Origin of the sequence: Xanthomonas translucens pv. undulosa (assembly GCF_017301775.1) — a bacterium.
Classification (GTDB): domain Bacteria; phylum Pseudomonadota; class Gammaproteobacteria; order Xanthomonadales; family Xanthomonadaceae; genus Xanthomonas_A; species Xanthomonas_A translucens.
The window spans coordinates 3,185,995-3,210,791 of record NZ_CP063993.1 but is presented as its reverse complement, the minus strand read 5'-3'; the positions used below and the strand labels follow the sequence as shown (position 1 = coordinate 3,210,791).

Genomic DNA, 24,797 nt, shown 5'->3' with positions numbered 1-24,797 from the left:
TGCTCGGGGCAAGGAAGCGCGGCGACCTGGATGTTCGTCTGCACCGTCTCGCACCCGCTGCTCGATGCGCGGACCTGCGGCGGCCTCGGCGTTGCGCTGGCGTGGCCGTGGAGCGAGCAGCGCTGGTGCGCGCCGTGGCGGCCGATCCGCGTCTCGCCTTTCGCCAACGGCTTGCTCGGCGCGCGCGGCATGGCCACGCTGTGGTCCGAAGTGCGCTGGGTGTGGCTGCCGCTGGCGCTGGCGGTCGGCACCTGGAAACCGGTGCAAGCGCCTCCCTCTCCCGCTTCGCGATCGCCGCCATGACCACACCACTGCCTGCCACCTTGACCGACACTCTCGCCGCACTGCTGGGTGCTGAGGGCTGGCGCACCGACGACACCAGCCGCCGCAGCTACGGCGAAGACGACTCGCGGCGCTGGGCGCTGGCCGACGCGGTGGCGCTGCCGCAGACCCGCGCACAGGTGCAGGCGATCGTGCGCGCCTGCCGCGCGCACCGCGTGCCGATCGTCGCGCGCGGCGCCGGCACCGGCACCGCCGGCGCCGCGGTGCCGTTCGGCGGCGGCGTGGTGCTGTCGTTCGCGCGCATGAACCGCATCCTGCAGCTGCGCCCGCAGGACCGCTGCGCGGTGGTCGAGCCGGGCGTGCTCAACGGCGACCTGCAACAGGCGCTGGAGCCGCACGGCCTGTTCTGGCCGCCGGATCCGTCCAGCGCCGAGATCTGCAGCGTCGGCGGCAACCTGGCGACCAATGCCGGCGGCCCGCGCGCGGTGAAGTACGGCGCCACCCGCGACAACGTGCTCGGCGTGGTCGCGGTGACCGGCGCCGGCGAACTGATCCGCTGCGGCGGCGCCTACACCAAGGACGCCACCGGCTACGACCTGACCCACCTGCTGGTCGGCAGCGAAGGCACCCTGGCGCTGATCGTGGAAGCCACGCTGAAACTGTCGCCGCGGCCGTTGGCGCAAGCCGGGCTGCGCGCGTTCTATCGCGATGCCGCCAGCGCCGCAGCGGCGGTGTCGCGGCTGATGGCGCAGCCGACCACGCCGGCGATGCTGGAATTCATGGACCGCAGCGCGCTCGCCCTGCTGCGCCGCAACGGCAGCGAGGTGCCCGAGGCCGGCGCGATGCTGCTGATCGAGGCCGACGGCGACCACGACACCCTGCCCTATGCACTGCAGGCGCTGGGCGCGGCGGCTGAAGGCGACGGCCTGCTGTCGCTGGACGTGGCCACCGACGGCGCCGCACGCGACCGGCTGTGGGCCGCGCGCCGCGCGCTGTCGCCGGCGCTGCGCACGATCAAGCCGGGCAAGATCAACGAAGACGTGGTGGTGCCGGTGTCGCGCATCCCCGAACTGGTCGCCGGAGTGGAAGCGCTGGTGGCGGAATTCGACCTGCCGATCGTCGCCTTCGGCCATGCCGGCAACGGCAACCTGCACGTCAACATCATGTACGCGCCTGACGATGCCAGCGAGACCGCGCGTGCGCACGCCGCGTTGCCGCGCCTGTTCGCGCTGGTGCTGGCACTGGAAGGCACGCTGTCGGGCGAACACGGCATCGGCGTGGCCAAGCGCGACTACATGGCGCAGGCCTTCGACACGGCCACGCTGGACGCGATGCGCGCGGTGAAGCGCGCGCTGGACCCGGACGGCATTCTCAATCCTGGCAAGGTGTTGCCGGAGGCGTGAACGGGACTCGGGACTCGGGACTCGCAAGAATCGGCCTGATACCGCGCGCACGCAACCGGCGACCGCTTGTTGTAGAGCGGCTTCAGCCGCGACGAACGCAGTGGAAACGGCTGACGACGTGGGAATCCGGGTCTGAAGCCCCTCCTACAGTGTACTGGCCAGCTTGCAGGAGCGATTCAGGCGCTGCGTTCGCTCGTACCGACGAAGCGCAAGCCCACACCCGGCTCGGTGGCGATGTAGCGCGGCGCCACCGCGCTGTCGCCGAGTTTCTGCCGCAGTTTGCCGACCAGGATGCGCAGGTAGTGGGTGTCTTCCTGGTGGGTCGGTCCCCACACTTCGCGCAGCAGTTGCGGCTGGGTGAGCACGCGTCCGCTGTGGCGCAGCAGCAGCGCGAGCAGTGCGTATTCCTTGCGGCTCAGCGGCAGCGGTTCGCCGTCCAGGCGCACTTCGCGCAGGCCCAGGTGGATGTGCAGGTGGCCGTCGTCGAAGACCGGTTCGGCTTCGCCGGCCGCCGGTTGCATGCGCAGCAGCACGCGGATGCGCGCCATCAGTTCCTGCACGCCGAACGGCTTGGTCACGTAGTCGTTGGCGCCGGCGTCCAGCGCCTGCACCTTCTCCGCCTCGCCAGCGCGCACGGTGAGCATGATCACCGGCACGGTGGACCACTGGCGCAGTTCGCGCAGCACGCTGTGCCCGTCCTGGTCGGGCAGGCCCACGTCCAGCACCACCAGTTCGGCGCCGTGCGCGGCCAGTTGCGCCAGGCCGTCGCCGCCAGTGGCGGCCTGCAGTACGCGGTAGCCCTGCGCGCGCAGGCTGATGTCCAGGAACCGCCGGATCTGCGGCTCGTCGTCGATGACCAGCACGCGCGGCGGCGGAATCGGATCGGCGTGGGAGTCAGTCGGCATCGGGGCGGGGCGGCGGGGCGGCGGGTTCGATCAACGGCAGAGTAATGCGGATCGTGGTGCCGCGGCCATCACTGCCGGGCAACGCCTCGACGCTGCCGCCGTGCGCGCCGATCATGCCCTGGCAGATGGTCAGGCCCAGGCCGGTGCCGTGGCGGCCGCGGTCGCCGCGCTCGACGCTGTAGAACATGTCGAAGATGCGCGCGCGCTCGTCCTCGGGAATGCCCGGTCCGCGGTCGCCGATGTCGATGCGCAGGCGCCCGTCGACCATCGCCGCGGCGACGCGGATCGCCTCGCCCTGCGGCGAGAATTTCGCCGCGTTCTCCAGCACGTTGAAAATCGCCTGCTCGACCAGTGCCGGATGCACCCACAGCGTTGGCAGCCCGGCGGCCAGGGCGATGTCCAGGCGCACCTGCGGCTGGTAGCGCTGCAGCCGCCGCGCGGCCGAGCCGATCAGTTCGTCCACGTCGATCCAGTCGCGGTTCAAGGTCAGCCCGGTGTGGCCGAGCTTGGTCATGTCCAGCAGGTTCTGGATGTAGCGGTCCAGGCGCTCGCCTTCCAGCTGGATCGTCTCCAGCAGGCTGTGGCGGTCGGCGGTGTCCATCGCCTGGCCGTAGCTGGCCAGGCTGCTGGCCGCGCCGATCATCGCCGCCAGCGGCGAGCGCAGATCGTGCGACACCGACGACAGCAGCGCCGAGCGCAGGCGTTCGGTTTCGCCGCTGACCCGCGCGCTTTCCAGGTCGGCCACCAGCCGCGTGCGCAGCGCGGCCTGGCCGATGTCCTCGACCATGGCCTCGGCCAGGCGCTGCTGCTCCAGCCCCGGGCGCTGCACGCCGGCGGCGAACTTCAGCCCGACCACGCCGATCGCGCCGCGCTCGTGGCGTACCGGCAGGAACCACCAGCTGGCGCCGGCCAGGGTGTCGGTGAAGCGGCCGGTGGCCTGGCCGTGGCGCTGCGCCCAGTCGGCGGCGCTGCGGTCCACCGCCGCCATCGACGGCGCGTAGTCGTGTGCGCCGTCCTGTGCGGCGGCATGCGCCGCCTCCAGCGGCTGCAGCCGCACCCAGGCCTCGGCCTCGAGGGTGGCGGCCAGCGCGCGGCGCCCGGCCTCCAGCACCTGGCCCAGGTCGGCGGCGCTGGTCAGTTCCCGGCCCAGCCGCTGCAGCGCGGTGGTCTGCGCGTTGACCGCGCGCAGCGCCAGCACCTGCATGCGCAGCCGCGACGCCAGCCGCCCGGCGACCAGCGCCGCGACCAGGAACAGCAACACCGTGACCACGCCCTGGCGCGCGCCGATGTGCAGCGTGTAGCGCGGTTCGATGAAGAAGAAGTTGTAGGCGAAGAAGCTCAGCAACGCCGACAGCACCGCGGCGGCCATGCGCGTCTTCGCCGCGACCATGACCACCGCAACGATGAACACCATCGACAGGTCGTCGATGCCGACCCAGCGCTCGGCGATCCAGCTCACCGCCACCGCCAGCAGCGAAGCGACGGTGGCGAACACCAGGTCGTCGCGCGACAGCCAGTGGCCGGGACTGCGCCAGCGCCGCCGCGCGCGCGCGCGCGCCTCCGGCGAGCTGATGATGACCAGTTCGTAGTGCGCGCCGCGCTGCAGCAGCTGCTGGGTGAGCGTGCGGTTGATCATCCGCGCCAGCGGCCGCTCGCGGGTGCGGCCGAGCAGCAGCGTGGACACGCCGTTGTGCGCGGCATGGTCGAGCAGCGCGTCGGCCACGCTGGCGCCGTGCAGCAGCGCGGCGTCGCCGCCGAGCCGCCGCGCCAGTGCGAAGGCGCGATCGATCTCCAGCTGCCAGGCTTCCTCCGGCTGCGCCTGGGTCTGCACGGTGACCACGCTCCATGGCGCGCCGCGGCGTTCGGCCAGGCGCCGCGCCACCCGCACCAGGTAGTCGGACTGGCCGCACCCGTCGATCGCTACCAGCACCCGCCGCCGCAAGGCCACGCCGGTGCGGCCCTGCGCGGCCTGCGAGTCGCGCAGGTCGTTGTCGACGCGGTCGGCCGCGGTCTGCATCGCCAGTTCGCGCAGCGCGGCCAGGTTCGACGGCGAGAAGAACGCCTGCAGCGCCTGCCCCGCCTGCTCGGGCAGGTACACCTTGCCTTGCTGCAGGCGTTCGATCAGTTCGCGCGGCGGCAGATCGACCAGCACGATGTCGCGCAGCCGGTCGAACAGCGCATCGGGCACGGTCTCGCTGACGCGGATGCCGGTGATGCGGTGGACCACGTCGTTGAGGCTTTCCAGGTGCTGGATGTTGACCGTGCTGTAGACATCGATGCCGGCGTCGAGCAGTTCCTCCACATCCTGCCAGCGCCGCTCGTGGCGGCTGCCGGGCGCGTTGCGGTGGGCGAGCTCATCGACCAGCACCAGCGGCGGGCGCCGTGCCAGCAGCGCGTCCAGGTCCATTTCGTCGAGGATGCGGCCGCGGTACTCCACGCGCTGCCGCGGCTGCACGGCCAGCCCGTCCAGCAACGCCGCGGTTTCCGCCCGGCCATGGGTCTCGACCACCCCGACCACCACCTCGCTGCCCTGCTGCTGCAGCTGGCGCGCGCGCGACAGCATCGCGTAAGTCTTGCCGACCCCGGGCGCCGCACCCAGGAACACGGTCAGGCGTCCGCCGCGTTCGCGCTGGAGTGCGCCGATCAAGGCATCGGCCTGTTGGGTGCGGGGATCGGGCATGGGTGCGGTTCGGGGGACTCGGGACTCGCAAAGCGTACAGTGCGGGCTGTTGGTTATTGCTTTTGATTTTCCCGGGTCCCGAGTCCCGGGTCCCGAGTCCCGGCTCCTCCGTCCCGAGTCCCGACTTCATCCAACGCAATATTCAGCCCCAGCACATTCACCCGCGGCTGCCCGAGCACGCCGAACTGGCGCGGCTGCACCTGCGCGGCGACCAGCGCGGCGACGGTGGCCACCGGCAGTTCGCGCGCCTTGGCCACGCGCGCCACCTGCTGCTGGGCCGCGGCCACGCTGATGTCCGGATCCATGCCGCTGCCGGACTGGGTCAGCAGGTCGTCCGCCACCTGCGCCGGGGCGACGGCGTCGCGCGCGGCCACGCTGGCGCGCGCGTCGGCGATGCGCTTCTGCAGTTCGGGATTGCTGCGCGCCTGGTTGCTGCCGGCCGCGGCCATCGGATCGAACTTGGCCGCCGACGGACGCGGCTGGAAATAGCCGGGCGCGGCGAACGGCTGCGCCACCAGCGCCGAGCCGAGCACGTGGCCGTCGCGTTGCAGCAGGCTGCCGTTGGCCTGCGCCGGGAACAGCGCGCCGGCGACCACGGTGGCGAGCAGCGAGTACAGCAAGGCGGCGCCCAGCACCAGCAGCGGCAGCAGCAACGCCGCGCGCCAGCGCAGCGGTTCGCGGTAGGAAGAGGAAACCGGGGAAACGTTCATCGCGGGAGATCCGGAAAGGAAGCGGAAGATCGGCGCCGGGCTCAGCCCAGCGCCACCAGGATCATGTCGATCACTTTGATCCCGACGAACGGCAGCAGCACGCCGCCGACGCCGTAGATCAGCATGTTCCGGCGCAGCAGCGAGGTCGCCGTGGCCGGGGTGAAGCGCACGCCGCGCAACGCCAGCGGGATCAGCGCCGGAATCACCAGCGCGTTGAAGATCAGCGCGGCCAGCACCGCATGCGTCGGGCTGGACAGGTGCATCACGTTCAGCGCCGCCATCTGCGGGATCGAGGCGGCGAACAGCGCCGGCAGGATCGCGAAGTACTTGGACACATCGTTGGCCAGCGAGAAGGTGGTCAGCGCGCCACGGGTGATCAGCTGCTGCTTGCCAACTTCCACCACCGCCAGCAGCTTGGCCGGATCCGAATCCAGATCGACCATGTTGCCGGCCTCCTTGGCCGCCTGCGTGCCCGAGTTCATCGCCAGGCCGACGTCGGCCTGGGCCAGCGCCGGCGCATCGTTGGTGCCGTCGCCGACCATCGCCACCAGGCGCCCGCCGGCCTGCTCGGCGCGGATGCGCGCGAGCTTGTCTTCCGGCGTGGCCTCGGCGATGTAGTCGTCCACGCCGGCCTCGGCGGCGATCGCGGCGGCGGTGAGCGGGTTGTCGCCGGTGATCATCACCGTCTTCACGCCCATCGCGCGCAGCCGCGCGAACTTCTCGCGTACGCCATGCTTGACCACGTCCGACAGCTCGACCACGCCGAGCACATGCCGGCCTTCGGCCACCACCAGCGGCGTGGCGCCGCTGCGCGCCACCTGCTCGACGCGGCCCTTCAGTTCCGCCGGCACCTGCCCGCCCAGCGCGGTGACGTGGCGGATCACCGCATCGGCCGCGCCCTTGCGGATCGAACGCGGCGCCTGCTGCCCCTGCGCGGCCAGATCCACGCCGGACATGCGCGTCTGCGCGGTGAAGGCGACGAAGCTGGCGCCGTCCGGATCGGCCAGCGGCATGCCCTGTTCGCGCGCCAGGCGCACGATCGACTTGCCTTCCGGGGTCGGGTCGGCCAGCGAGGACAGCATCGCCGCCTCGCGCAGCTGCAGCGCATCGACGCCGCTGAGCGCATGGAAGACGGTGGCCTGGCGGTCGCCATGGGTGATGGTGCCGGTCTTGTCCAGCAGCAGCACGTCGACGTCGCCGGCCACTTCCACCGCCTTGCCCGACTTGGCCAGCACGTTCGCCGACAACGCACGGTTCATGCCGGCGATGCCGATCGCCGGCAGCAGCCCGCCGATGGTGGTCGGGATCAGGCACACCAGCAGCGCGATCAGCAGCAACGGATCGACCGTGACCCCGACGAAGCCGGCGATCACCGGCAAGCTCGCGACCACGATCAGGAAGGTCAGGGTCATCGCCGCCAGCAGCATGGTCAGCGCGATCTCGTTCGGGGTCTTCTGCCGGTTGGCGCCCTCGACCAGCGCGATCATGCGGTCCAGGAAGCTGTGGCCGGGCTCGGCGGTGACCTTCACCACGATCTCGTCGGACAGCACCTTGGTGCCGCCGATCACGCCGGAGCGGTCGGTACCGGCCTCGCGCAGCACCGGCGCCGATTCGCCGGTGACCGCGGCCTCGTTGATGGTGGCCACGCCGTGCACGATCTCGCCGTCGGCCGGGATCAGTTCGCCGGCGGAGATCACCACCAGGTCGCCCGGCTTCAGTTCGGCGGCGGGAATGCTGGTTTCGCCGTCCAGTTGCGCGCTGCTCACCCGGCGCGCCACCAGGTCCTTGCGTGCGCGCCGCAGCGACGCGGCCTGGCCGCGACCGCGCGCCTCGGCCACCGCTTCAGCGAAATTGCCGAACAGCACGGTGATCAGCAGGATCGCGGTCACCGCCCAGCCGAAGCCGGGCGCGCCCTGCCCGGCCGCGGTGATCAACGCCGACAGCAAGGTGCCGGCAAACACCACCGCCATCACCGGACTGCCGAGCAGGTGGCGTGGCGAGAGTTTCAGCACGCTGGCGCGCAACGCGGCGCGCAGCGCGGGGCCGTCGAGCAGGCCGGGCCTGTGGACGGAGGAAGAAGCTTGCGGAAGCGGGGTGCTCATGGTCGTGGTCTCAGTGCGCGGCAAGCGTCAGGTGATCGGCGATCGGGCCCAACACCAGTGCCGGCGTGAATTGCAGAACGGTCAGGACCGCGATGACCGCGATCAGGGTCAGCGCGAAGGTCGGCGTTTCCACCTGCAGGCTGCCGCCGGTTTCCGGCGCCACGCGCTTGCGTGCCATCTGCGCGGCCACGATCAGCGGCACGATCAGCGCCGGATAGCGGCCCAGGATCAGCACCAGCGTGCAGGTCAGGTTCCACCAGGGGATGCCGTCGCCGAGGCCTTCGAAGCCGGAGCCGTTGTTGGCGAAGGCCGAGGTGTACTCGTAGAACACCTGGCTGATGCCGTGGAAGCCGGGATTGGAGGTGGCGGTGATCGCTGCCGGCATGGCCAGGGTCACCGCGGTGAAGCCGAGCAGCACCAGCGGCTGCAGCAGGATCAGCAAGGCCAGCAGGCGCACTTCGCCGGCTTCGATCTTGCGCCCGAACAACTCCGGCGTGCGTCCGGTCATCAATCCGGCCAGGAACACGCTGAGCAGCAGATACACCAGGAATTGCTGCAGGCCGCAGCCGATGCCGCCCCAGATCGCGTTGACCAGCATGTTGATCATGGCCACGCCGCCGGTCAGCGGCGCCAGCGAATCGTGCATCGCATTGACCGAACCGTTGGAGGTCTGCGTGGTCAGCGACGACCACGCCGCCGACGCATCCACGCCGAAGCGCACCTCCTTGCCTTCCATCAGCGCCGCGCTCGCGGTGCTGGCCGAATGGCCTTCGGACCACACCGACACCGCGGTGGAGGCCAGCGACATCGCCAGCATGCTGCCGAACACCAGCGCGGTGAATTTGCGCCGGCCGGTGAACGGGCCGACCATGAACGCGATCGCCACCGGGATCAGCACGATCGCCAGCGCTTCCAGCAGGTTGGAGAACGGGGTCGGGTTCTCCAGCGCCATCGCGCTGTTGGGGCCGTACCAGCCGCCGCCGTTGGTGCCGAGCTGCTTGATCGCCACCATCGCGGCGACCGGGCCGAGCGGGATCTTCTGCGCGGCCATGCCGGCGCTGGCGTCCAGCGGCGTCGCGGTGGGGCCGGCGGCCAGCGTGGACGGCACGCCCTGCTGGGTCAGCAACACGGTCCACAGCAGGCACAGCGGCAGCAGGAAGCGCAGCGTCGGCCGGATCACGTCGGCCCAGTAGTTGCCGACGTCGGCTTCGTCGACGCTGAGCGTGGCCTGCTGGGTACCGCCGCTCGCTGCGGCCGTTCGCCCGCCGAACAGCGCACGCAAGGTCGCCACCACCAGCGCCAGGCCCATCATCGGGGTGACGAACTGCAGTCCGACCACGCCCACCGCCTGCGACAGATACGACAGCTGCGCCTGGCCGGAATAATGCTGCTGGTCGGTGTTGGTCAGGAACGAGACCATGCTGTGCAGGGCCACGTCCCAGCGCATGTTCGGCACCGCATCGGGATTCAGCGGCAGCCACGCCTGGGTCACGAACAACCCGAACACCAGCACGCCCAGCACCAGGTTGCTGGCCAGGAACGCGCCGGCATAGCCGCGCCAGTGCATGCCGCGCGCCGGGTCGGTGCCGAGCAGGCGGTACAGCGGGCGTTCGATCCAGCCGAACAGCGCGTCGCCGCGCATCGGCGCCCCGCGCATCACCTTGGCCAGGTACAGGCCCAACGGCCACCCCAGCAGCAGCGCGAGCGCATAGACAAGCAATGTATCGATCATGGCAGTGGCACTCGGCTCAGAAGTCTTCGGGACGCAAAATCACGTACAACAGGTAGCCGGCGGCGACGATCACCGCCATGCCGCAAACGAACGAAAGCCAACCGCTCATGGTGTCAACTCCGGACAGGTGAATGGTCCGCACGCACGGCGGACCTGAAAATCGCGACAAAGAACCCTTTGGCGCCGAACGCGCCAGAGAGGTGCTGCAGAAAACGCGGTAACCATGGACATCGCACCGGACAGGCCTCGCTGTCCCAGGCCGGCATTGTCGGAGCAAGCGCCATAAACTCTCTGTGTCGAAGGCCCGCGGGCGACATAAATTCTGCGTAAAGCCGACGAACGGATGTGCTCGGCCGCGCCGCACCGCCACCTGCTGCGGCGCCGGCGCGGCGAGGCGCGGCGAGGTGCGCTCAGTAGTGCAGGATCGCGTCGATCAGCGCCACCGCCTGGTGGTTGCTGCGGCCGCCATCGTAGGCCGGGAAATCGTAGGCGCGCTCGTAACGCAGTTCGGGGCGGATCTCCAGATCCTGCGACACCCAATGGGTCATGCCGATGGTATGGCTGGAATAGCGCGTGGCGAAGCCGGTGCGCTGGCCGTCGTGGTCGTCGACGAACTCGTTGCGTATCGACAGCATGTCGGCGGAATCGAGCTGGATGTTGAGATAGTTGACGATGGCGTCGGCGCTGCTGCGCCCCAGCGGGAAATCCGGCGCGTCGCCCAGGGCATAGCCCGGCCGGCCGCTCGGTGCATGCGATTGCGACGGATCGGTGGCCAACGCCTGGTCGCGCACATAGAGGTGATAGGCCTCGGTGAGCATGTGCACCTGCGGCGAGAAGCGGTGTCCCCAGGTCAGCACGAATTCCTGCAGGTTGTTGTAGGTCTGCGCGGAATGGTTGTACGACTCCACGCAGGGATAGAACATGTCGTTGTTGCTCTTGGACACCCAACGCACACAGGCCTGTGCGCTCACCCGGCTGGTCGCATCCCACAGCGCCGAATCGTCGCCGCCATGCACGCCGAGCTGCAGCGTCCACTGGTCGTTGAGCTTGGTGGTGGTGAGGATACCCATGTTGGTATACGCATCGATCGTGTACAGGATCGAATGCGTCATCAGGTAGTTGTTGGGCGAGAACTGCGCCTCGATGTCCGGCAGCGAAAGATAGCGACCGGCGGTGATCAGCATGCCTTGCGCCACCGACGGGAGGTACAGGTCCACGTACGCGATCATCGGGTCGTTGCCGTAGATCTTGCCGTTGAGCGCGCTATTGGGATTGGGGTGATGCAGCAGTTGGTCGCTGGTGATCCCCTTCATCGTCGTGTAGTGGTAGTCGTAGCCATACAGGTCGTCGACGTGGAAGCCCCAATCCACATGATCGGTTTGCACCGTATCCGGCACGCGCTGCAGACGGATCAGAGCCTGATCGAACTCGCCGCGGTTGGGGCGCGTGGAATAGGACAGCGGATAATTGGTATGCGCCGAACTGCTGGCATTGAGCGACGGATTGATCCAGCCGTACAGCTCGATGCGGTTGCGCGTCATCCACTGCCCGGCGCGCGTGCATGCCAGCGCCTTCTCGACCGGATACTGCGCGTTCTCGTTGGGCACGCCGACCGGATAGTCCACCGCGCCGAGTTGCCATTCCGCGGAGGGGAAGGGCGGCGAGGAGAACGGCGACTGCATGCCGCGCCGCGCCGGTGCGGGCGCGTCCGGATCGGCTGGCTGGGCATCCTCGCGATACGCGTCCGCCAGCCGCGAGAGGAAGCCGTTGGAACAGTCGGCGCTGGCCGGCGCGGCGCGCTCCTGCAGCGGTGGCGGCACGGACGCGGAGACCGGCGCTGCGATTTCGACCGCAACGGCCTTGCCCGCACAGAGCAGCGCCAGGGACACGAACAAGGGAGTGAACTTCATGGACATCGCAAAACCGGCTCGCAGCGAGCCGTCCTCTTCGGTGGATGGAAAATGGGCGCAGTGGCGCGTGCGCCGCGCCTGATCGGCGCGCCGTCGCGCGATGCCGGCGACCCTGCGCAGGGCCGGCGGACAAGAAGGGATGACGCCGCCGAACGCGCGGCGCGGCGATCAACCCGACCGGAGCGGGAGGCCGGCGCGGTGACTGGGTTGCCGCATCTGCGTGGTGGAAACATCGTGCGTGGAGCGCAGTGCGCAGGCCATGCGATACGCGCTGCGCATGCCGCCGATGATGTCGATGGAGGCCAGGCGCAACCGCCGCAACGCGGTGCTCGGCGTGGTCGGCAACAGGAGCAAACATCCATTCATCGATTCCATCAAACCGCCCTCGGTGTCAGCGCGGAAAGTATAGGAATCGCCGAATATCTTCGTTGCAAACCCGCAAGGGATTTGAATAAATCCTGCGTAAATTCGCGGCGAGCGCGGCGTGGCGCGGTGGCCGTGTGGTCAGCAGTGAACCTGCAGCGCAGCGATGCATAGAGCCTCGGCATTGCTGCATCAGCTCAAGCAAGATGGCGCGACATCTTGCGTGTGGCGCCATCGTGGGCACTCCCCGTTGCAGGGAGCGCCCGCGGTGGAGGTCAGTGCAGCGGCACGCTCAGGGTGGACGGCGCCGACGCCGGCGAACTGAAGCTGACGCTGCCGCCGAAGCGGCTGGCCGAGGTGTAGCGCGGGTCGGTGGTGCCCACCACCAGCACCAGGCGGTTGCCGGCCGGGATCTCGGCAGCGGTCGCCTGCAGCGGCAGGTCGATCGTGGTCGCCACGCCCGGGGGCGCATTGCGCAGCGAGTACGGCGCATGGCTGAGCAGTTGCGCCACGCCGAGCCCGTTCATGCTGTAGAGGTAGGCGAACAGCGACACGTTGGCCTGGCTCGGGGTCACCGTCACCCGCAGCGACGGGCTGCCGGCCAGGCGCTTGGCGCTGCGGAGCACAGGCCCGCTCCACACCGCCGCGCCGTTGCGGTCCAGCAGCGGGATCGAGGTGCTGACCGGCTGGCCCAGGCCCTGCAGCAGGCCGCTGACCAGCAGCACGCCCGAATCGGCCAAGGTCGGTACGCCGGTGGCGATGCCCTTGCTCCAACCGGTACTGGTGCCAGTGGTCAGCGCACCGGTCGCGATCAGGCCGCTCGGGCGGGTCAGCGCGTACCTGGTCGCACCGGCCTGCACGCTGTTCCAGTCGGCGTAGCGCAGCCAGGTGCCATTGAGCGTGGCCAGCTGCACCGGCTGCTCGCTATCCACGCCGTTGGCCTGGCCCTTGAGGTAATGGTCGAACCAGCGCGTGGTCTCAGTGTAGATCTCGTTCGGCAGACCGAGTGCGCCCGGCAGTTCGGCGGTGGCGTGGTCGCCCTGGCTGAACATCAGGTGCTTGGGCACGCTCAGGCGGTTGTACAGATCGATGTACTGGTTCGGCGGGAACAGGCCGTCGTTGAACGCATTGGCCAGCAACACCGCCGTGCCGTTGCGGTTGAGCGCCTGCACTTCGTTGATCACGCCGCGCTCGCCGGCCTTGGGCAGGAAGCCCTGCACCGCGCCGTCGTAGTCGCCGCCCGCGACCCGCGCGCTGATCTGCGCCAGGTCCGGCCCGGGCCGGCCGGTGATCGCGCCGGAGGCGACCAGCAGACCGACGCTCTGTTGGCTGACCGTGGCGTTCGCATACAGCGAGGCCTGCAGGTCGGCCCAGCCGCTGAGCGCGGCGACCGCCTTGATCCGCGGATCGCGCGCGGCGGCGAGCAGGCTGGTGCCGGCGCCGTAGGAAATGCCGGATACGCCGATCGCCTTGGCATTGGCCGGCGTGTTGGCCAGCGCCCAGTCGATCACCGAACTGACGTCCTCCACCGTTGCAGCCCCGGCGATGTCGATCTGCCCGGCCGAATCCCAGAACCCGCGCGAGGTGTAGCTGACCACGACGTAGCCGTCGCTGGCCAGTTCGCTGGCGCGGCCCACGTATTCCAGATTGGGCAAGGACCAGCTGGCCGGCATCACCACCAGCGGGAACGGCCCGGGGCCTTGTCCCTGGGGCACCAGCACCAGCGCCCCGAGCTTGGTGCCGTCCCAACTGGCGATGGTCCGGTACTGGTTGCTGAAACCGCCGGCGAAGGCGGCGGTGGAGAACAACAGCATCGCGCACAGGGCGATGCAGCGGGACACGGACGTACGCATGTACTGCCTCCCAGAGGGCGCCGGACCGGAATGGCCCGGCTGCCAGAAACGGTTACGGATACGCCGACGTGGGGAATCGGGCGCCGCAACCATACCCGCGGGTACGGACAAGTTCACGCCGCAGTGCGGCACAGTATGGTCGGGTCGCGGCGCGCTTTGACCCCTCTCCCGCTGGGAGAGGAGCTGGGGCGAGGGTCCGGCGCGAAAGCGTCTCGCAGACGTCCCCTACCCAGGGGAAAAATGCTCGTAGCCGCGTCGTGGCGGTTGCCAGGGCTGGCCGTTCGCGGCGCGGACGACGATGCCGCCGCCGGCGACGATGCGGCCGATCGGCGTGGCTTCCTCGCCGATCGCCTGCAGCGCCTGCACGATGGCCGCGCGTTGCGCCGGGGCGGCGGTGAAGCACAGTTCGTAGTCGTCGCCGCCGCCCAACTGCCAGGCGTGCACTTGCGCGGCGCTCGCCTCTGCCGGCGCGGCCGCCGCCGGCAGCGCGGCGAGCCACAGTTCGGCGCCGACGCCGCTGCGCGCGCAGATGTGCTCCAGGTCGGCCAGCAGACCGTCGGAGATGTCCACGCAGGCATGCGCCAGCCCGCGCAGGCACAACCCGGCCTGCACCCGTGGCGACGGCCGCAGCAGGCGCTGGCGCAGGTGTTCGTGGATTGGATCGGCAGCAGCATGGGCCACGTCCAGGCGCCCGGCCTGCCATAGCGCCAGCGCCGCGGCAGCCTCGCCCGGACGCCCGCTGACCCAGATCTCGTCGCCCGGCTGCGCGCCGTCGCGGCGCAGCGCGGTGCCGGGCGCGACGCTGCCGATCGCGGTGACCGACAGCGACAGCGGCCCACGTGTGGTGTCGCCACCGGCCAGCACGATGCCGTGCGCATCGGCCAGCGCGAAGAAGCCGTCGGCGAAGGCGTCGATCCAGCCCGCATCCTCGTGCGGCAACGACAGCGACAGGGTGCACCAGCGCGGCTGCGCGCCCATCGCGGCGAGGTCGGACAGGTTCACCGCCAGGGTCTTCCAGCCTATGTCGGCGGCGCCGGTCTCGGCCGGGAAATGCACGCCGGCATTGAGCGTATCGGTGGTGATCGCCAGCTGCTCGCCCGGCGGCGGCTGCAGCAGCGCCGCATCGTCGCCGATGCCCAACGGCACGTCCGCGTGCGTCCCGATGCGGGCACGCAGGCGATCGATCAGATCGAATTCGGGCATTTGCAGGCCTGGAATTGGGAATCGGGAATGGTAAGAGCGAGGGCAACCGCCGCAGCATCGCCGGCCGCAGGGGATGTCCACCGCGGCGGTCGCTTTCAGCTGTCAGCTTTTGCCATTCCCCATTCCCAGCTTCAGCCCCCCGACTCCACCGTGCGCCACGCCAGCGCGGCGCGGTCGAGCACCCCGTTGACGTAGGTGTGGCCGTGTTCGGAGCCGAAACGTTTGGCGGTCTCGATGGCTTCGTTGATCACCACGCGGTACGGCACGTCGTGCCGGTGCAGCAGTTCGTAGGCGGCCAGGCGCAGCACCGCGCGTTCGATCGCGTCCACTTCCTCGACGGTGCGGTCCAGGTAGCCGACCAGCGCCGCGTCCAGCTCGGCGCGGTGCTTGAGCACGCCTTCGACCAGGTTCTCGAAGTAGACCAGGTCGGCGATCTCGTGCGCCTGCTCGTGCGCGAACTGCGCGATCACGTGCTGCGCGGTGCCGCCGGCGATCTGCCAGGCGTAGATCGCCTGCAGCGCACGCCGGCGCGCGCGCGAACGCAGCACCGGATCGACGCCGTCGCGGCGGACATGCTTGTGGCCGGCGGGCTTGTTCACGGCAGGCACTCCAAAAGATTGACCATCTCCAGCGCACTCAGCGCCGCTTCCTCGCCCTTGTTGCCGTGGCTGCCGCCGGCGCGCGCCTCGGCGTCCTCGACCCGCTCCACCGCCAGCACGCCGTTGAGCACCGGGATGCGGAAATCCAGCGACACCCGCAGCAGACCCTGGGCGCAGCCGTCGGCCACGTGTTCGTAGTGGCGCGTATCGCCGCGGATCACGCAGCCCAGCGCGATGATCGCCGCATGCCGGCCGGCGGCGGCCAGGCGCGCGGCGACCAGCGGCAGCTCCCAGGCGCCGGGCACGCGGATCACGTCCACCGCCTCGTCAGCGATGCCGTTGCCGGACAGGCTCGCGCGCGCACCGGCGACCAGCACGTCGGTGATGCGCGCGTTCCAAAGACTGGCGATGATCGCAAAACGGGCCGCGCCGGGAGCGCGGAGGTCGGCTTCGTAGTGGGTCATGGCGGTGGTGGGTTCAGGGGGTGGGAGAGTTTAACAGTGCCGCCGGGACCCGGGACTCGTAAAAGCCGAAAGGCCGGTAGCGAGGTACCACGCATGGCTCAGGCTTTTCGAGTCCCGAGTCCCGAGTCCGAAGTCCCGGACTCCAGGTCCCGAGTCCCGAGTCCCGGCTCCACATGCTCCACCACCTCCAGCCCGAACCCGGCCAGGCCGACCTGGCGGCGCGGCGTGCCCAGCACGCGCAGCTTGCCCAGGCCCAGGTCGGCCAGGATCTGGCTGCCGGCGCCGTTGCGCCGCCACTGCCCCACGTCCTTGCTGTTGGCGATCAGGTCCGGCTGCTTGCGCAGCCGCGCCAGCAGCGCCTGGCTGTCGCGCGGCGCCGACAGCACCACCATGACCCCGCTGTCGGCCGCGGCGATCGCGCGCAGCGCGTCGCTGGCGGCCACGCCGAAATCCTCGCGGCGCCAGTGCAGCAGGTCGGCCAGCGGATTTTCCACCTGCACCCGCACCAGGGTCGGCGTGTCCGCGTCCAGGGTGCCGCGGACAAGCGCGAAATGCAGGTCGTGGGCGATACGGTCGCGATAGGTGACCAGGGTGAAACCGCCGAACTCGGTCTCGATGGGGCGCTCGTCGATGCGCTCGACGGTGTGCTCGGTGGCCAGGCGGTAGGCGATCAGGTCGGCGATCGAGCCCATCTTCAGCCCGTGCAGGCGCGCGAATTCCTCCAGTTGCGGGCGCCGCGCCATGCTGCCGTCGGGATTGAGCACTTCCACCAGCACCCCGGCCGGCTCCAGCCCGGCCAGCAACGGCAGGTCGCCAGCCGCCTCGGTGTGGCCGGCGCGGGTCAGCACGCCGCCCGGCTGGGCGATCAGCGGGAAGATGTGGCCGGGCTGGCTCAGGTCGTGCGCCTTGGCGTCCGGCTTGACCGCGGTGCGCACGGTATGCGCGCGGTCGTAGGCGGAGATGCCGGTGGTGACGCCTTCGGCGGCCTCGATGCTGACGGTGAAGTTGGTGTGGAACTGCGCGGTGTTGTGCTGGACCATCGGCGCCAGCCCGAGCTGCGTGCAGCGCTCGCGGGTCAGCGACAGGCACACCAGGCCGCGTGCATGGGTGACCATGAAATTGATGTCCGAGGGCTTGACCAGCTCGGCGGCCATGATCAGGTCGCCCTCGTTCTCGCGGTCCTCGTCGTCGACGATGACCACCATGCGCCCGGCGCGGATTTCCTCCAGCAACTCGGGGACGGGGGCGAAATTCAGGCTAGGAGCGGTGGATGGCGACATGGCGGGACTCGCAGAAGGCGGAAGGCGCCGCGCGCCGCCGCGGACAGCGGCGACGGCACGGCAGACGACGGGCGCGACGGACTCAGTCCTGGCGGCCGTGCAGCAGGCGTTCGACGTAGCGCGCGACCAGGTCGATCTCCAGGTTCACCGCCGCGCCGAGCGCGGTGTGCGCGAACGCGGTGTGCGCCACCGTGTGCGGGATCAGCGCCACCTCGAAGCCGGCATCGTCCACTTCGTTGACGGTCAGGCTGACCCCGTCCACGCAGATCGAGCCTTTCTTGGCGATGTAGCGCAGCAGCGCCGGCGACGCGGCGAAACGCCAGCGTTGCGCGCGCGCGTCCTCATGGATCGACAGCACGCTGCCGAGGCCATCGACATGGCCGCTGACCAGATGCCCGCCGAGCCGGTCGGTCGGGTGCATCGCCCGCTCCAAGTTCACGACCGCGCCTTCGGCGAGCGCGCCGAGCGTGGTCAGGGACAAGGTTTCGGTGGACGCATCGGCCTGGAACGACGCCGCGTCGAAGGCGACGACGGTCAGGCACACGCCGTTGACCGCGATACTCTCGCCGCGCTGCACGTCGGCGAACGGCAGGCTGCCGGTGGCAAAGCTGAAGCGGATATCGCCGCCCTGCGGCTGGCGCGCGGCCAGGCGGCCGACGCCTTCGATGATTCCGGTGAACATAAACGTTTCTCGCAAGGATGGTGAGCGAAAAACGCCACAAGGCAAACAGGCGCGCGCACAGCCGCAAGGCTGCGCGAAAGCCGTCTTCTTTCATCCGGACTATACCGTCGGCTCCGGCGTCGGACCGGATCTGCTGACCTTGCGCAGCCGACTCCGCACCTGCGTGCCGGTTCCGACCACCCAAGCGCTCGCGGGCTCGTGCGCGAACGCACCTACCGCCGGTGGGGAATCGCACCCCGCCCTGAAGACGTTTGTGGTTGCCGGCGAACCGGCCTGCGCATTCTAACAGGGCGCGGCAGGACGCCCGTTGCCGCTGGCGCCCCGCCGATGGGACATAGCGTCGCGGCGAAGATGGCAACCTTGCACGCGGCAGGCGCTGGGCGCACAGCGCCGCGCCGTGGCTAGGCGGCGTCCGCCGGCAGCGGGCGCAGCAGCAGGCGCAGATCGTCGCCGACCTGGCGCGTCTCCAGCAATTGCAGCGGCACGCGCTGCGCCATGCTGTCGATGCCCAGCCCGGCCAGCAGCGGGCGCGCGGCGTCGCCGAGCAGCAATGGCGCCAGGTACAGCAGCAGTTCGTCGACCAGGCCGGCGCGCAGCAGCGCGCCACTCAGGGTCGCGCCGGCCTCGACCTGCACCTCGTTGATGCCGCGCACGGCCAGCAGGCGCAGCACCGCGTCCAGGTCGAAGCGGCCCGCCTGCAAGGCGACTGCGGCGAACTCGACCCCAGGCAGCGATGGCGGCGCCACGCCCGGCGCATGCAGGTACAGGGTCGGCGCTACGGCGTCGCGCACCTTGGCTTTCTGCAGCGTGCGCAGTTGCGCATCCAGCACCACGCGCAACGGCGGCACGACCTCGGCGGCGGCGTCCAGACGCACGCTCAGCGACGGATCGTCGGCCAGCACGGTGCCGGCGCCAGTCAGGATCGCCCCGGCGCGCGCGCGCCACTGCTGCACGTCCTGGCGCGCGGCCGCACCGGTGATCCATTTCGATTCGCCGCTGGCCAGCGCGGTGCGCCCGTCCAGGCTGGCGCCGAGCTTGACCCGCAGCCACGGCCGGCCGCGTTCCACCCGCGCCAGGAAGCCGCGATTCAGCGCGCGCGCCTGCGCTTCCATCAGCCCGGAGCGAACCTCGATGCCGGCCTCGCGCAGCAGCGCGAAACCGCCGCCGTTGACCTGCGGAAACGGATCGGCCATCGCCGCCACCACCCGCGTCACCCCGGCTTCGATCAACGCCAGTGCGCACGGCGGGGTGCGCCCGTAGTGCGCGCACGGTTCCAGGGTCACGTAGGCGCTGGCGCCGCGCGCGCGCGCGCCGGCGGCGCGCAGCGCGAACACCTCCGCATGCGGGCCGCCGGCGCGCTGGTGGAAGCCCTCGCCCACCACCTCGCCGTCGCGCACGATCACGCAGCCGACCATCGGGTTGGGACGCGTGGTGTAGGCGCCGCGCTCGGCCAGGCGCAGCGCCTGCGCCATGTACCGATGATCGTCGGCGGAGAAATCGCCAATGCGGTCAGCGCTCATGCCGTTCGCGCTCATGCGCTCTGCGCTGGTGCCGCCAGCGCGCCGGCGTCGATGCGCATCACCGTCACCTGCAGCGGCCCCAGCGGCAGCTGCACATGCGGCTCCCAGCCCAGGCCTTCGTAGTACGGCACCAGCCGCGGTTCGCAATACAGATACAGATACCCCACCTGCAGCCGCGCCGCGGCCTGCATGCAATGCGCGACCAGCTGCGCGCCGACGCCGCCGCTGCGCGCGTGCGGGCGCACGTACAGCGTCGCCAGCCACGGCGAGAACTGGCGGATGCGCGCATCGTCGTTCTGCAGCAGGCTGACCGAACCGAGCCAGTCGTCGCCATCGAGCGCGATCCAGCTGGTCGGGATGCGGCTGTCGCAGCGGTGGCTGCGCAGGTCGGTCTCGGCCTCGACCACGTCCCACTTCGGCAGCAACGCGCCAAAGGCCTGCAGGTGTTCGTGCGCCAACGCCGTAATGTGCTGCGGCGCCTCGGCCAGGCAGACGATGCGCATGCCGCCTTCCTTCAGCGCTTGCCGGACTTGTCGCCCGGCTTGTCGGCGCGGACCAAGTCCAGCAGCGGCAACTGCTCGCTACCCACCGGCAGCTCGCGCTCGAGCTTCTCGATCTCCTCGCGGAAATCGGCTACGTCCTGGAAACTGCGGTACACCGAGGCGAAACGCACGTAGCCGACATGGTCGAGCTTGCGCAGCTCGGCCATCACGTATTCGCCGACGCGGATCGACGGCAATTCACGCTCGCCGGACATGCGCAGCTGGTGCACCACCGCACGCACCGCGGCCTCGATCTGCTCCTCGGCCACCGGCCGCTTCTGCAGCGCGCGATCGAAGCTGGTGCGCAGCTTGCGCGCATCGAAGGCCTCGCGCCCGCCGTCGCTCTTGATCACCGTCGGCAGTTTCAGCTCGATCGTCTCCAGCGTGCTGAACCGCTCGCCGCACGCCTCGCACTCGCGGCGGCGACGGATCGTCGCGCCGTCCTCGGACACCCGCGAATCGATCACCCGGGTGTCGGTGTGCTGGCAGAAGGGGCAGTGCATCAGGGACGCCGGGACCCGGGACCCGGGACTCGGGACTCGGGGAAACGCGCAATCCATCGACCGGCCGGCATGACGGCCATGCAGGCAGGCGTGGGAGCCGGTGCTATGCCGAGTCCCGAGTCCCGAGTCCCGAGTCCCGACAACTCAGCCATACACAGGATACTTCCTGCACTGCGCGGTCACCGCGTCGCGGACGCGGGCGATCACCGCGCCGTCGGCCGGGGCGTCGAGCACGTCGGCGATCCAGTTGGCCAGGTCGATGCTGTCCTGCTCCAGGTAGCCGCGGGTAGTGATGGCCGGGGTGCCAAGGCGCAGGCCCGAGGTCACGAACGGCGAGCGCGGGTCGTTGGGCACCGCGTTCTTGTTGACGGTGATGTGAGCCTTGCCCAGCGCGGCTTCCGCGTCCTTGCCGGACACGTCCTTGCCGATCATGTCCACCAGCATCAGGTGGTTCTCGGTGCCGCCGGAGACGATCTTGTAGCCGCGCGCGATCAGCGTGTTGGCCATCGCCTGCGCGTTCTTCACCACCTGCTGCTGGTAGGTCTTGAACTCCGGCTCCAGCGCTTCCTTGAACGCCACCGCCTTGGCCGCGATCACGTGCATCAGCGGACCGCCCTGGATGCCCGGGAACACGATCGACTGCAGCTTCTTGACCAGCTCCTCGCTCGCGCCCTTGGCCAGGATGATGCCGCCGCGCGGGCCGCGCAGGGTCTTGTGGGTGGTCGAGGTGACCACGTGCGCATGCTCCAGCGGGCTCGGATACACGCCGGCGGCGACCAGGCCGGCCACGTGCGCCATATCCACGAACAGCACCGCGCCGACCTGGTCGGCGATGGCGCGAAAGCGCGCCCAGTCGATCTTCTGCGAATACGCGGAGAAGCCGGCCACGATCATCTTCGGCGTGTGCTCCAGCGCCAACCGCTCGACTTCGTCGTAATCGATCAGGCCCTGCTCATCGACGCCGTACTGCACCGCGTTGAACAGCTTGCCGGAAACGTTGACCTTGGCGCCGTGGGTCAGGTGGCCGCCGTGGGCCAGCGACATGCCCAGGATGGTGTCGCCGGGCTGCAGCAGCGCCAGGTACACCGCCTGGTTGGCCTGCGAGCCCGAATGCGGCTGCACGTTCGCGTAGTCGGCGCCGAACAGCTGCTTGACCCGGTCGATCGCCAGCTGCTCGGCGATGTCGACGAATTCGCAGCCGCCGTAGTAGCGCTTGCCCGGGTAACCCTCGGCGTACTTATTGGTCAGCTGGCTGCCCTGGGCTTCCATCACCAGCGGGCTGCAGTAGTTCTCGCTGGCGATCAGTTCGACATGGTCTTCCTGGCGGCCGGCTTCGGCAGCGATGGCCTGGGCCAGTTCGGGATCGTAGGTTTCGATGCGGGCGGCACGCGGGAACATCGGGTCTCCGGGGGCATGAACACAAGGCGGGCGCATAGTTTAGAGCTTGTTGCACCTTTTGCGGCGAGATCCATTGGCTGTCCGCGGGGCGGAGGCGGCCAACTCGCAAGGAACCAGGCGATGGCGCAGCGGGATCACGCTGTGCACCCGGTCTCAGAACGTGTGTCCGTTGTTCCATGCCCAGAGATGATGGGTGAAGAGACCGCCATAGACCGACAACCCCTGCCCCCCTCGCAGGCCGGAGTCGGAAGGAGGGCCCGCGCCGGCAGGCGCGAGAGGCCTGCCGCCAACGCCGGCGCAGCCGCAGGCCAGCGCCCGCGACTGCGCCGTGCGTTACAGCGAGAACGATCCGCCCAGGGTCACCATGAGCGTGCGGTCCTGGAGCGGTTGCCAGGCCGCCGCCGCGGCCGTGGTGTCCAGCGCCGTGGTCGCCGCGTACATCAGCGCCTTGCGGTTGCCCAGGTTGAACACGTTGACCTTCAGGTACGGCTTCTTCAGGCCGCCGAAGTCCTGGAAGTTGTAGCCGCCGTTGAGGTTAACGGTGGCGAAGCCACCCGCGTCCGAGCCGCCGTCGTTGAGGAATGTGCCCCATATCCTGCTTTGCGCGTTGACGCTCAGGCTGGCCCACAGCGCACGGCCGGTGACGTTGAGCGCGACATAGCCCACGTTCTTCGGTGCATTGACCAGGGTCTTGCCGTCGGTCGCGTAGAGCGTGCCGCCGAGCGCGACATCGCGCTTCATCTCGCTCTTGTTGTACGCGTAGGAGGCATACAGCGACCAGAGGTCGTCGACCTTGTAGCTCAACTCGGTGTTGACGCCACGCATCTGCACGCTGCCCAACTGGTAGTAGACCGGCGCGCGGGTCACCGGATCGGCGCCGCTGAATTGCTTGTGCGCGAAGTTGGTCGCATACAGATCCAGCACCGTGCTCAGCTTGTCGCCGTAGTAGCGCCAGCCCAGGTCGGCGGTCAGCGACTGCTCGGGTGCGGCATCGCGGATCGACGGCTGCGAACCGATGGCATCGGCGTAGGCAGCGTTCCAGAAGTCGTACAGCACCGAGGTGTTGATCGGTGCGCGGTAAGCCTTGCCGACGCCGAGGAAGAACTGGTTCTGCTCGTCAAGCTGGAACTTGACGCCCGCCGTCGGGGTGAACTTCTTGTAGGTACCGGCGCCGGAGGCGTACAGCGTGCTGTTGTCCGGCGTGGTCAGGTCGATGCCCCGGTCCGCGCCCGGCCAGGTCGCATACCAGCCCTTGCGCCGCACCCAGGTGTAGGCGCCGCCAACGGTCAGCATCCACTGATCGTTTGGCGTCCAGGTATTGGTGGCGAAAACGCGGTAGGTGGGCGTGGTCGAGTAGAGGCGATAGGCAACCTGCGGGCTGCCGTTGGGGTTTTTGTAGTAGTAGCGGCTGTCATGGCCCCAGACGTCGGCGGGGTTGCCCTGCGGGTCGGCCGGCAGGAAGACGTTGGCGCTCTGCTCGCGCGGGCGCTCGGCCAGCGCGCCGTACTCCAGACTGTCGTTCATGCCGAAGTCCTGCTTGAACTTGACATGGAGGCCCGGCCGGAAGGTGTCGAAGGTGTAGAACACATAGGTCTTGGCGTAGCCGTAGCCACCACCGCCGTAGCCGTAGACGAAGTACGGCACGACCGACAGGTGCAGGCTGTCGCTCAGGGTGAACTCGCCGTCCAGGCTGGCGGTCCAGCTGCGGAACGGGTTGACCCGCGTGCCGACCCAGTCGCTGGGATTGTCCGATTTGTAGGCCGCGACATAGCCGAAGTCGTAGCCGTTGGCCGCGATCTGCGCCTTGGTCAGGTTGCGGTAGTTGTTCGTGACCTTGCGGTTGTACTGCACCGAACCGGTGATCGCATCGCCCTCGTCCAGCGTCCACTCCGACTTGGCGTCGATCTTGGTCACTGTGGACTGGCCGTCGCCGCGCCACTGGTCGGCCTGGTTGTTCGAATAGGAGACCCACGAACGCACCGGGCCGGTGTCGCCGGTGTTGTAGCGCAGGAAGGTGCGCGTGTAGCGGTTGCTGCCGAAGCTCTGGCGCAGGTCCAGGCCGGCCTCTGCGGTCGGGTCGACGGTCACCCAGGCGATGTTGCCGCCGGCTGCGCCGATCACCGGCGAGGTCACGCCGGGATAGCCCTGCTCGACGGTGATGTCGCCCATGTTCTCGGTGTCGCCGTACTCGGTGGCGTAGATCGTGTAGTCGCCCGAGTCGTTGATCGGCACGCCGTTGACGGTCACCCCGACCTCGTCGGCGGGGAAGCCGCGCACGGTGAAGTTGCCGTCGTTCAGGCCGCTCACGTCGTTGCTGGCCGAGAGCGCGCCGGGGATGCTGGACAGCATCTGAGTAAAGTTGGCGCCGGGCGCAGCCTTGAGGATGGCTTCGCGGCCGATGGTGGACACCGCCTTGGGCGCGTACTGCACCTGCATGTTGCCGCCGCCCAGCGACAGCGAGTTGCCCGTCACGTTGACCGCGTCAAGCTGGCGCGCACGCTGGGTGGCGTTGGAGTTGGTGGTATTGGAGGTCGTGGTGACGCTGGTGCGCTGACCGGCGTCGGTGCCGGCGGCGTCCTGGGCGAAGCCGGCGCCGACGGTCGCGTACAACGCGGTCGTCACGGCAAGGGAAAGCAAGGCTTTGTTCATGGGGGAGGTTACCTGTG

At 69.5% G+C, this 24,797-nt stretch carries 20 protein-coding genes, 1 pseudogene and 1 riboswitch; of the genes and pseudogenes, 2 read left to right on the top strand and 19 right to left on the bottom strand.

Annotated features, from left to right (window positions below; all coding sequences use genetic code 11):
* Positions 1 to 18: 18 nt before the first annotated feature.
* Positions 19 to 303, top strand: a pseudogene (locus ISN38_RS13600) (metal-dependent hydrolase); the annotation flags it as partial.
* Complete coding sequence (locus ISN38_RS13595) at positions 300 to 1,685, top strand: FAD-binding oxidoreductase (protein WP_003466154.1); 1,386 nt, start codon at positions 300 to 302, stop codon at positions 1,683 to 1,685. The pseudogene ISN38_RS13600 and the gene ISN38_RS13595, both read left to right, overlap by 4 nt.
* A gap of 176 nt (positions 1,686 to 1,861) precedes the next feature.
* Here ISN38_RS13595 and ISN38_RS13590 read toward each other — a convergent pair whose 3' ends face one another.
* From ISN38_RS13590 to ISN38_RS13500, 19 genes are all read right to left on the bottom strand, one after another.
* The gene (locus ISN38_RS13590; RefSeq protein ID WP_003466157.1) at positions 1,862 to 2,590 is read right to left on the bottom strand and encodes a response regulator; all 729 of its coding nucleotides are present in this window, start codon (positions 2,588 to 2,590) and stop codon (positions 1,862 to 1,864) included.
* Positions 2,580 to 5,270, bottom strand: coding sequence for a sensor histidine kinase (locus tag ISN38_RS13585; RefSeq protein WP_047325293.1), 2,691 nt, complete (start codon positions 5,268 to 5,270; stop codon positions 2,580 to 2,582). The genes ISN38_RS13590 and ISN38_RS13585 overlap by 11 nt, the downstream gene beginning before the upstream one ends.
* Before the next feature lie 53 nt (positions 5,271 to 5,323).
* A complete protein-coding gene (gene kdpC / locus ISN38_RS13580; protein WP_003466168.1) occupies positions 5,324 to 5,980 on the bottom strand; it encodes a potassium-transporting ATPase subunit KdpC in 657 nt (218 codons plus the stop codon).
* Between the two features lie 41 nt (positions 5,981 to 6,021).
* A complete protein-coding gene (gene kdpB / locus ISN38_RS13575) occupies positions 6,022 to 8,082 on the bottom strand; it encodes a potassium-transporting ATPase subunit KdpB (RefSeq protein ID WP_003466171.1) in 2,061 nt (686 codons plus the stop codon).
* A gap of 10 nt (positions 8,083 to 8,092) precedes the next feature.
* Positions 8,093 to 9,814, bottom strand: coding sequence for a potassium-transporting ATPase subunit KdpA (gene kdpA, locus ISN38_RS13570; RefSeq protein WP_003466174.1), 1,722 nt, complete (start codon positions 9,812 to 9,814; stop codon positions 8,093 to 8,095).
* 16 nt (positions 9,815 to 9,830) lie between these two features.
* Positions 9,831 to 9,923 carry a potassium-transporting ATPase subunit F gene (locus tag ISN38_RS13565; RefSeq protein ID WP_003466177.1) on the bottom strand — a complete coding sequence of 31 codons (93 nt, stop codon included), beginning with the start codon at positions 9,921 to 9,923 and terminating at the stop codon, positions 9,831 to 9,833.
* Between the two features lie 301 nt (positions 9,924 to 10,224).
* Positions 10,225 to 11,730 carry an outer membrane beta-barrel protein gene (locus tag ISN38_RS13560; protein WP_038236677.1) on the bottom strand — a complete coding sequence of 502 codons (1,506 nt, stop codon included), beginning with the start codon at positions 11,728 to 11,730 and terminating at the stop codon, positions 10,225 to 10,227.
* A gap of 162 nt (positions 11,731 to 11,892) precedes the next feature.
* Entirely contained in the window at positions 11,893 to 12,099 is a 207-nt protein-coding gene (locus tag ISN38_RS13555; protein ID WP_058195558.1) for a hypothetical protein, read from the bottom strand.
* A 263-nt stretch (positions 12,100 to 12,362) separates the two neighbouring features.
* Entirely contained in the window at positions 12,363 to 13,940 is a 1,578-nt protein-coding gene (locus tag ISN38_RS13550; protein ID WP_003466183.1) for a CocE/NonD family hydrolase, read from the bottom strand.
* 225 nt (positions 13,941 to 14,165) lie between these two features.
* A complete protein-coding gene (gene thiL / locus ISN38_RS13545; RefSeq protein WP_003466185.1) occupies positions 14,166 to 15,143 on the bottom strand; it encodes a thiamine-phosphate kinase in 978 nt (325 codons plus the stop codon).
* A gap of 131 nt (positions 15,144 to 15,274) precedes the next feature.
* Positions 15,275 to 15,742, bottom strand: coding sequence for a transcription antitermination factor NusB (gene nusB / locus ISN38_RS13540; protein ID WP_003466187.1), 468 nt, complete (start codon positions 15,740 to 15,742; stop codon positions 15,275 to 15,277).
* Complete coding sequence (ribH, locus tag ISN38_RS13535; RefSeq protein ID WP_003475786.1) at positions 15,739 to 16,206, bottom strand: 6,7-dimethyl-8-ribityllumazine synthase; 468 nt, start codon at positions 16,204 to 16,206, stop codon at positions 15,739 to 15,741. The genes nusB and ribH overlap by 4 nt, the downstream gene beginning before the upstream one ends.
* A 98-nt stretch (positions 16,207 to 16,304) precedes the next feature.
* The gene (gene ribB / locus ISN38_RS13530; protein WP_051036294.1) at positions 16,305 to 17,462 is read right to left on the bottom strand and encodes a 3,4-dihydroxy-2-butanone-4-phosphate synthase; all 1,158 of its coding nucleotides are present in this window, start codon (positions 17,460 to 17,462) and stop codon (positions 16,305 to 16,307) included.
* 106 nt (positions 17,463 to 17,568) lie between these two features.
* Complete coding sequence (locus tag ISN38_RS13525) at positions 17,569 to 18,168, bottom strand: riboflavin synthase (RefSeq protein WP_047325298.1); 600 nt, start codon at positions 18,166 to 18,168, stop codon at positions 17,569 to 17,571.
* A gap of 78 nt (positions 18,169 to 18,246) precedes the next feature.
* A riboswitch (FMN riboswitch) is annotated at positions 18,247 to 18,421 on the bottom strand.
* A 148-nt stretch (positions 18,422 to 18,569) separates the two neighbouring features.
* Positions 18,570 to 19,688 (bottom strand): bifunctional diaminohydroxyphosphoribosylaminopyrimidine deaminase/5-amino-6-(5-phosphoribosylamino)uracil reductase RibD, encoded by a 1,119-nt coding sequence (ribD, locus tag ISN38_RS13520; RefSeq protein ID WP_038236685.1) that lies wholly within the window; start codon positions 19,686 to 19,688, stop codon positions 18,570 to 18,572.
* 11 nt (positions 19,689 to 19,699) lie between these two features.
* Entirely contained in the window at positions 19,700 to 20,191 is a 492-nt protein-coding gene (locus ISN38_RS13515; RefSeq protein ID WP_003466196.1) for a GNAT family N-acetyltransferase, read from the bottom strand.
* A gap of 11 nt (positions 20,192 to 20,202) precedes the next feature.
* Complete coding sequence (nrdR, locus tag ISN38_RS13510; RefSeq protein WP_003466200.1) at positions 20,203 to 20,733, bottom strand: transcriptional regulator NrdR; 531 nt, start codon at positions 20,731 to 20,733, stop codon at positions 20,203 to 20,205.
* 144 nt (positions 20,734 to 20,877) lie between these two features.
* Entirely contained in the window at positions 20,878 to 22,131 is a 1,254-nt protein-coding gene (glyA, locus tag ISN38_RS13505; RefSeq protein ID WP_206711850.1) for a serine hydroxymethyltransferase, read from the bottom strand.
* A gap of 333 nt (positions 22,132 to 22,464) precedes the next feature.
* Positions 22,465 to 24,780: a TonB-dependent receptor gene (locus tag ISN38_RS13500; protein WP_003466203.1), complete on the bottom strand. Its 2,316-nt coding sequence runs from the start codon at positions 24,778 to 24,780 to the stop codon at positions 22,465 to 22,467.
* Between the last annotated feature and the right edge of the window lie 17 nt (positions 24,781 to 24,797).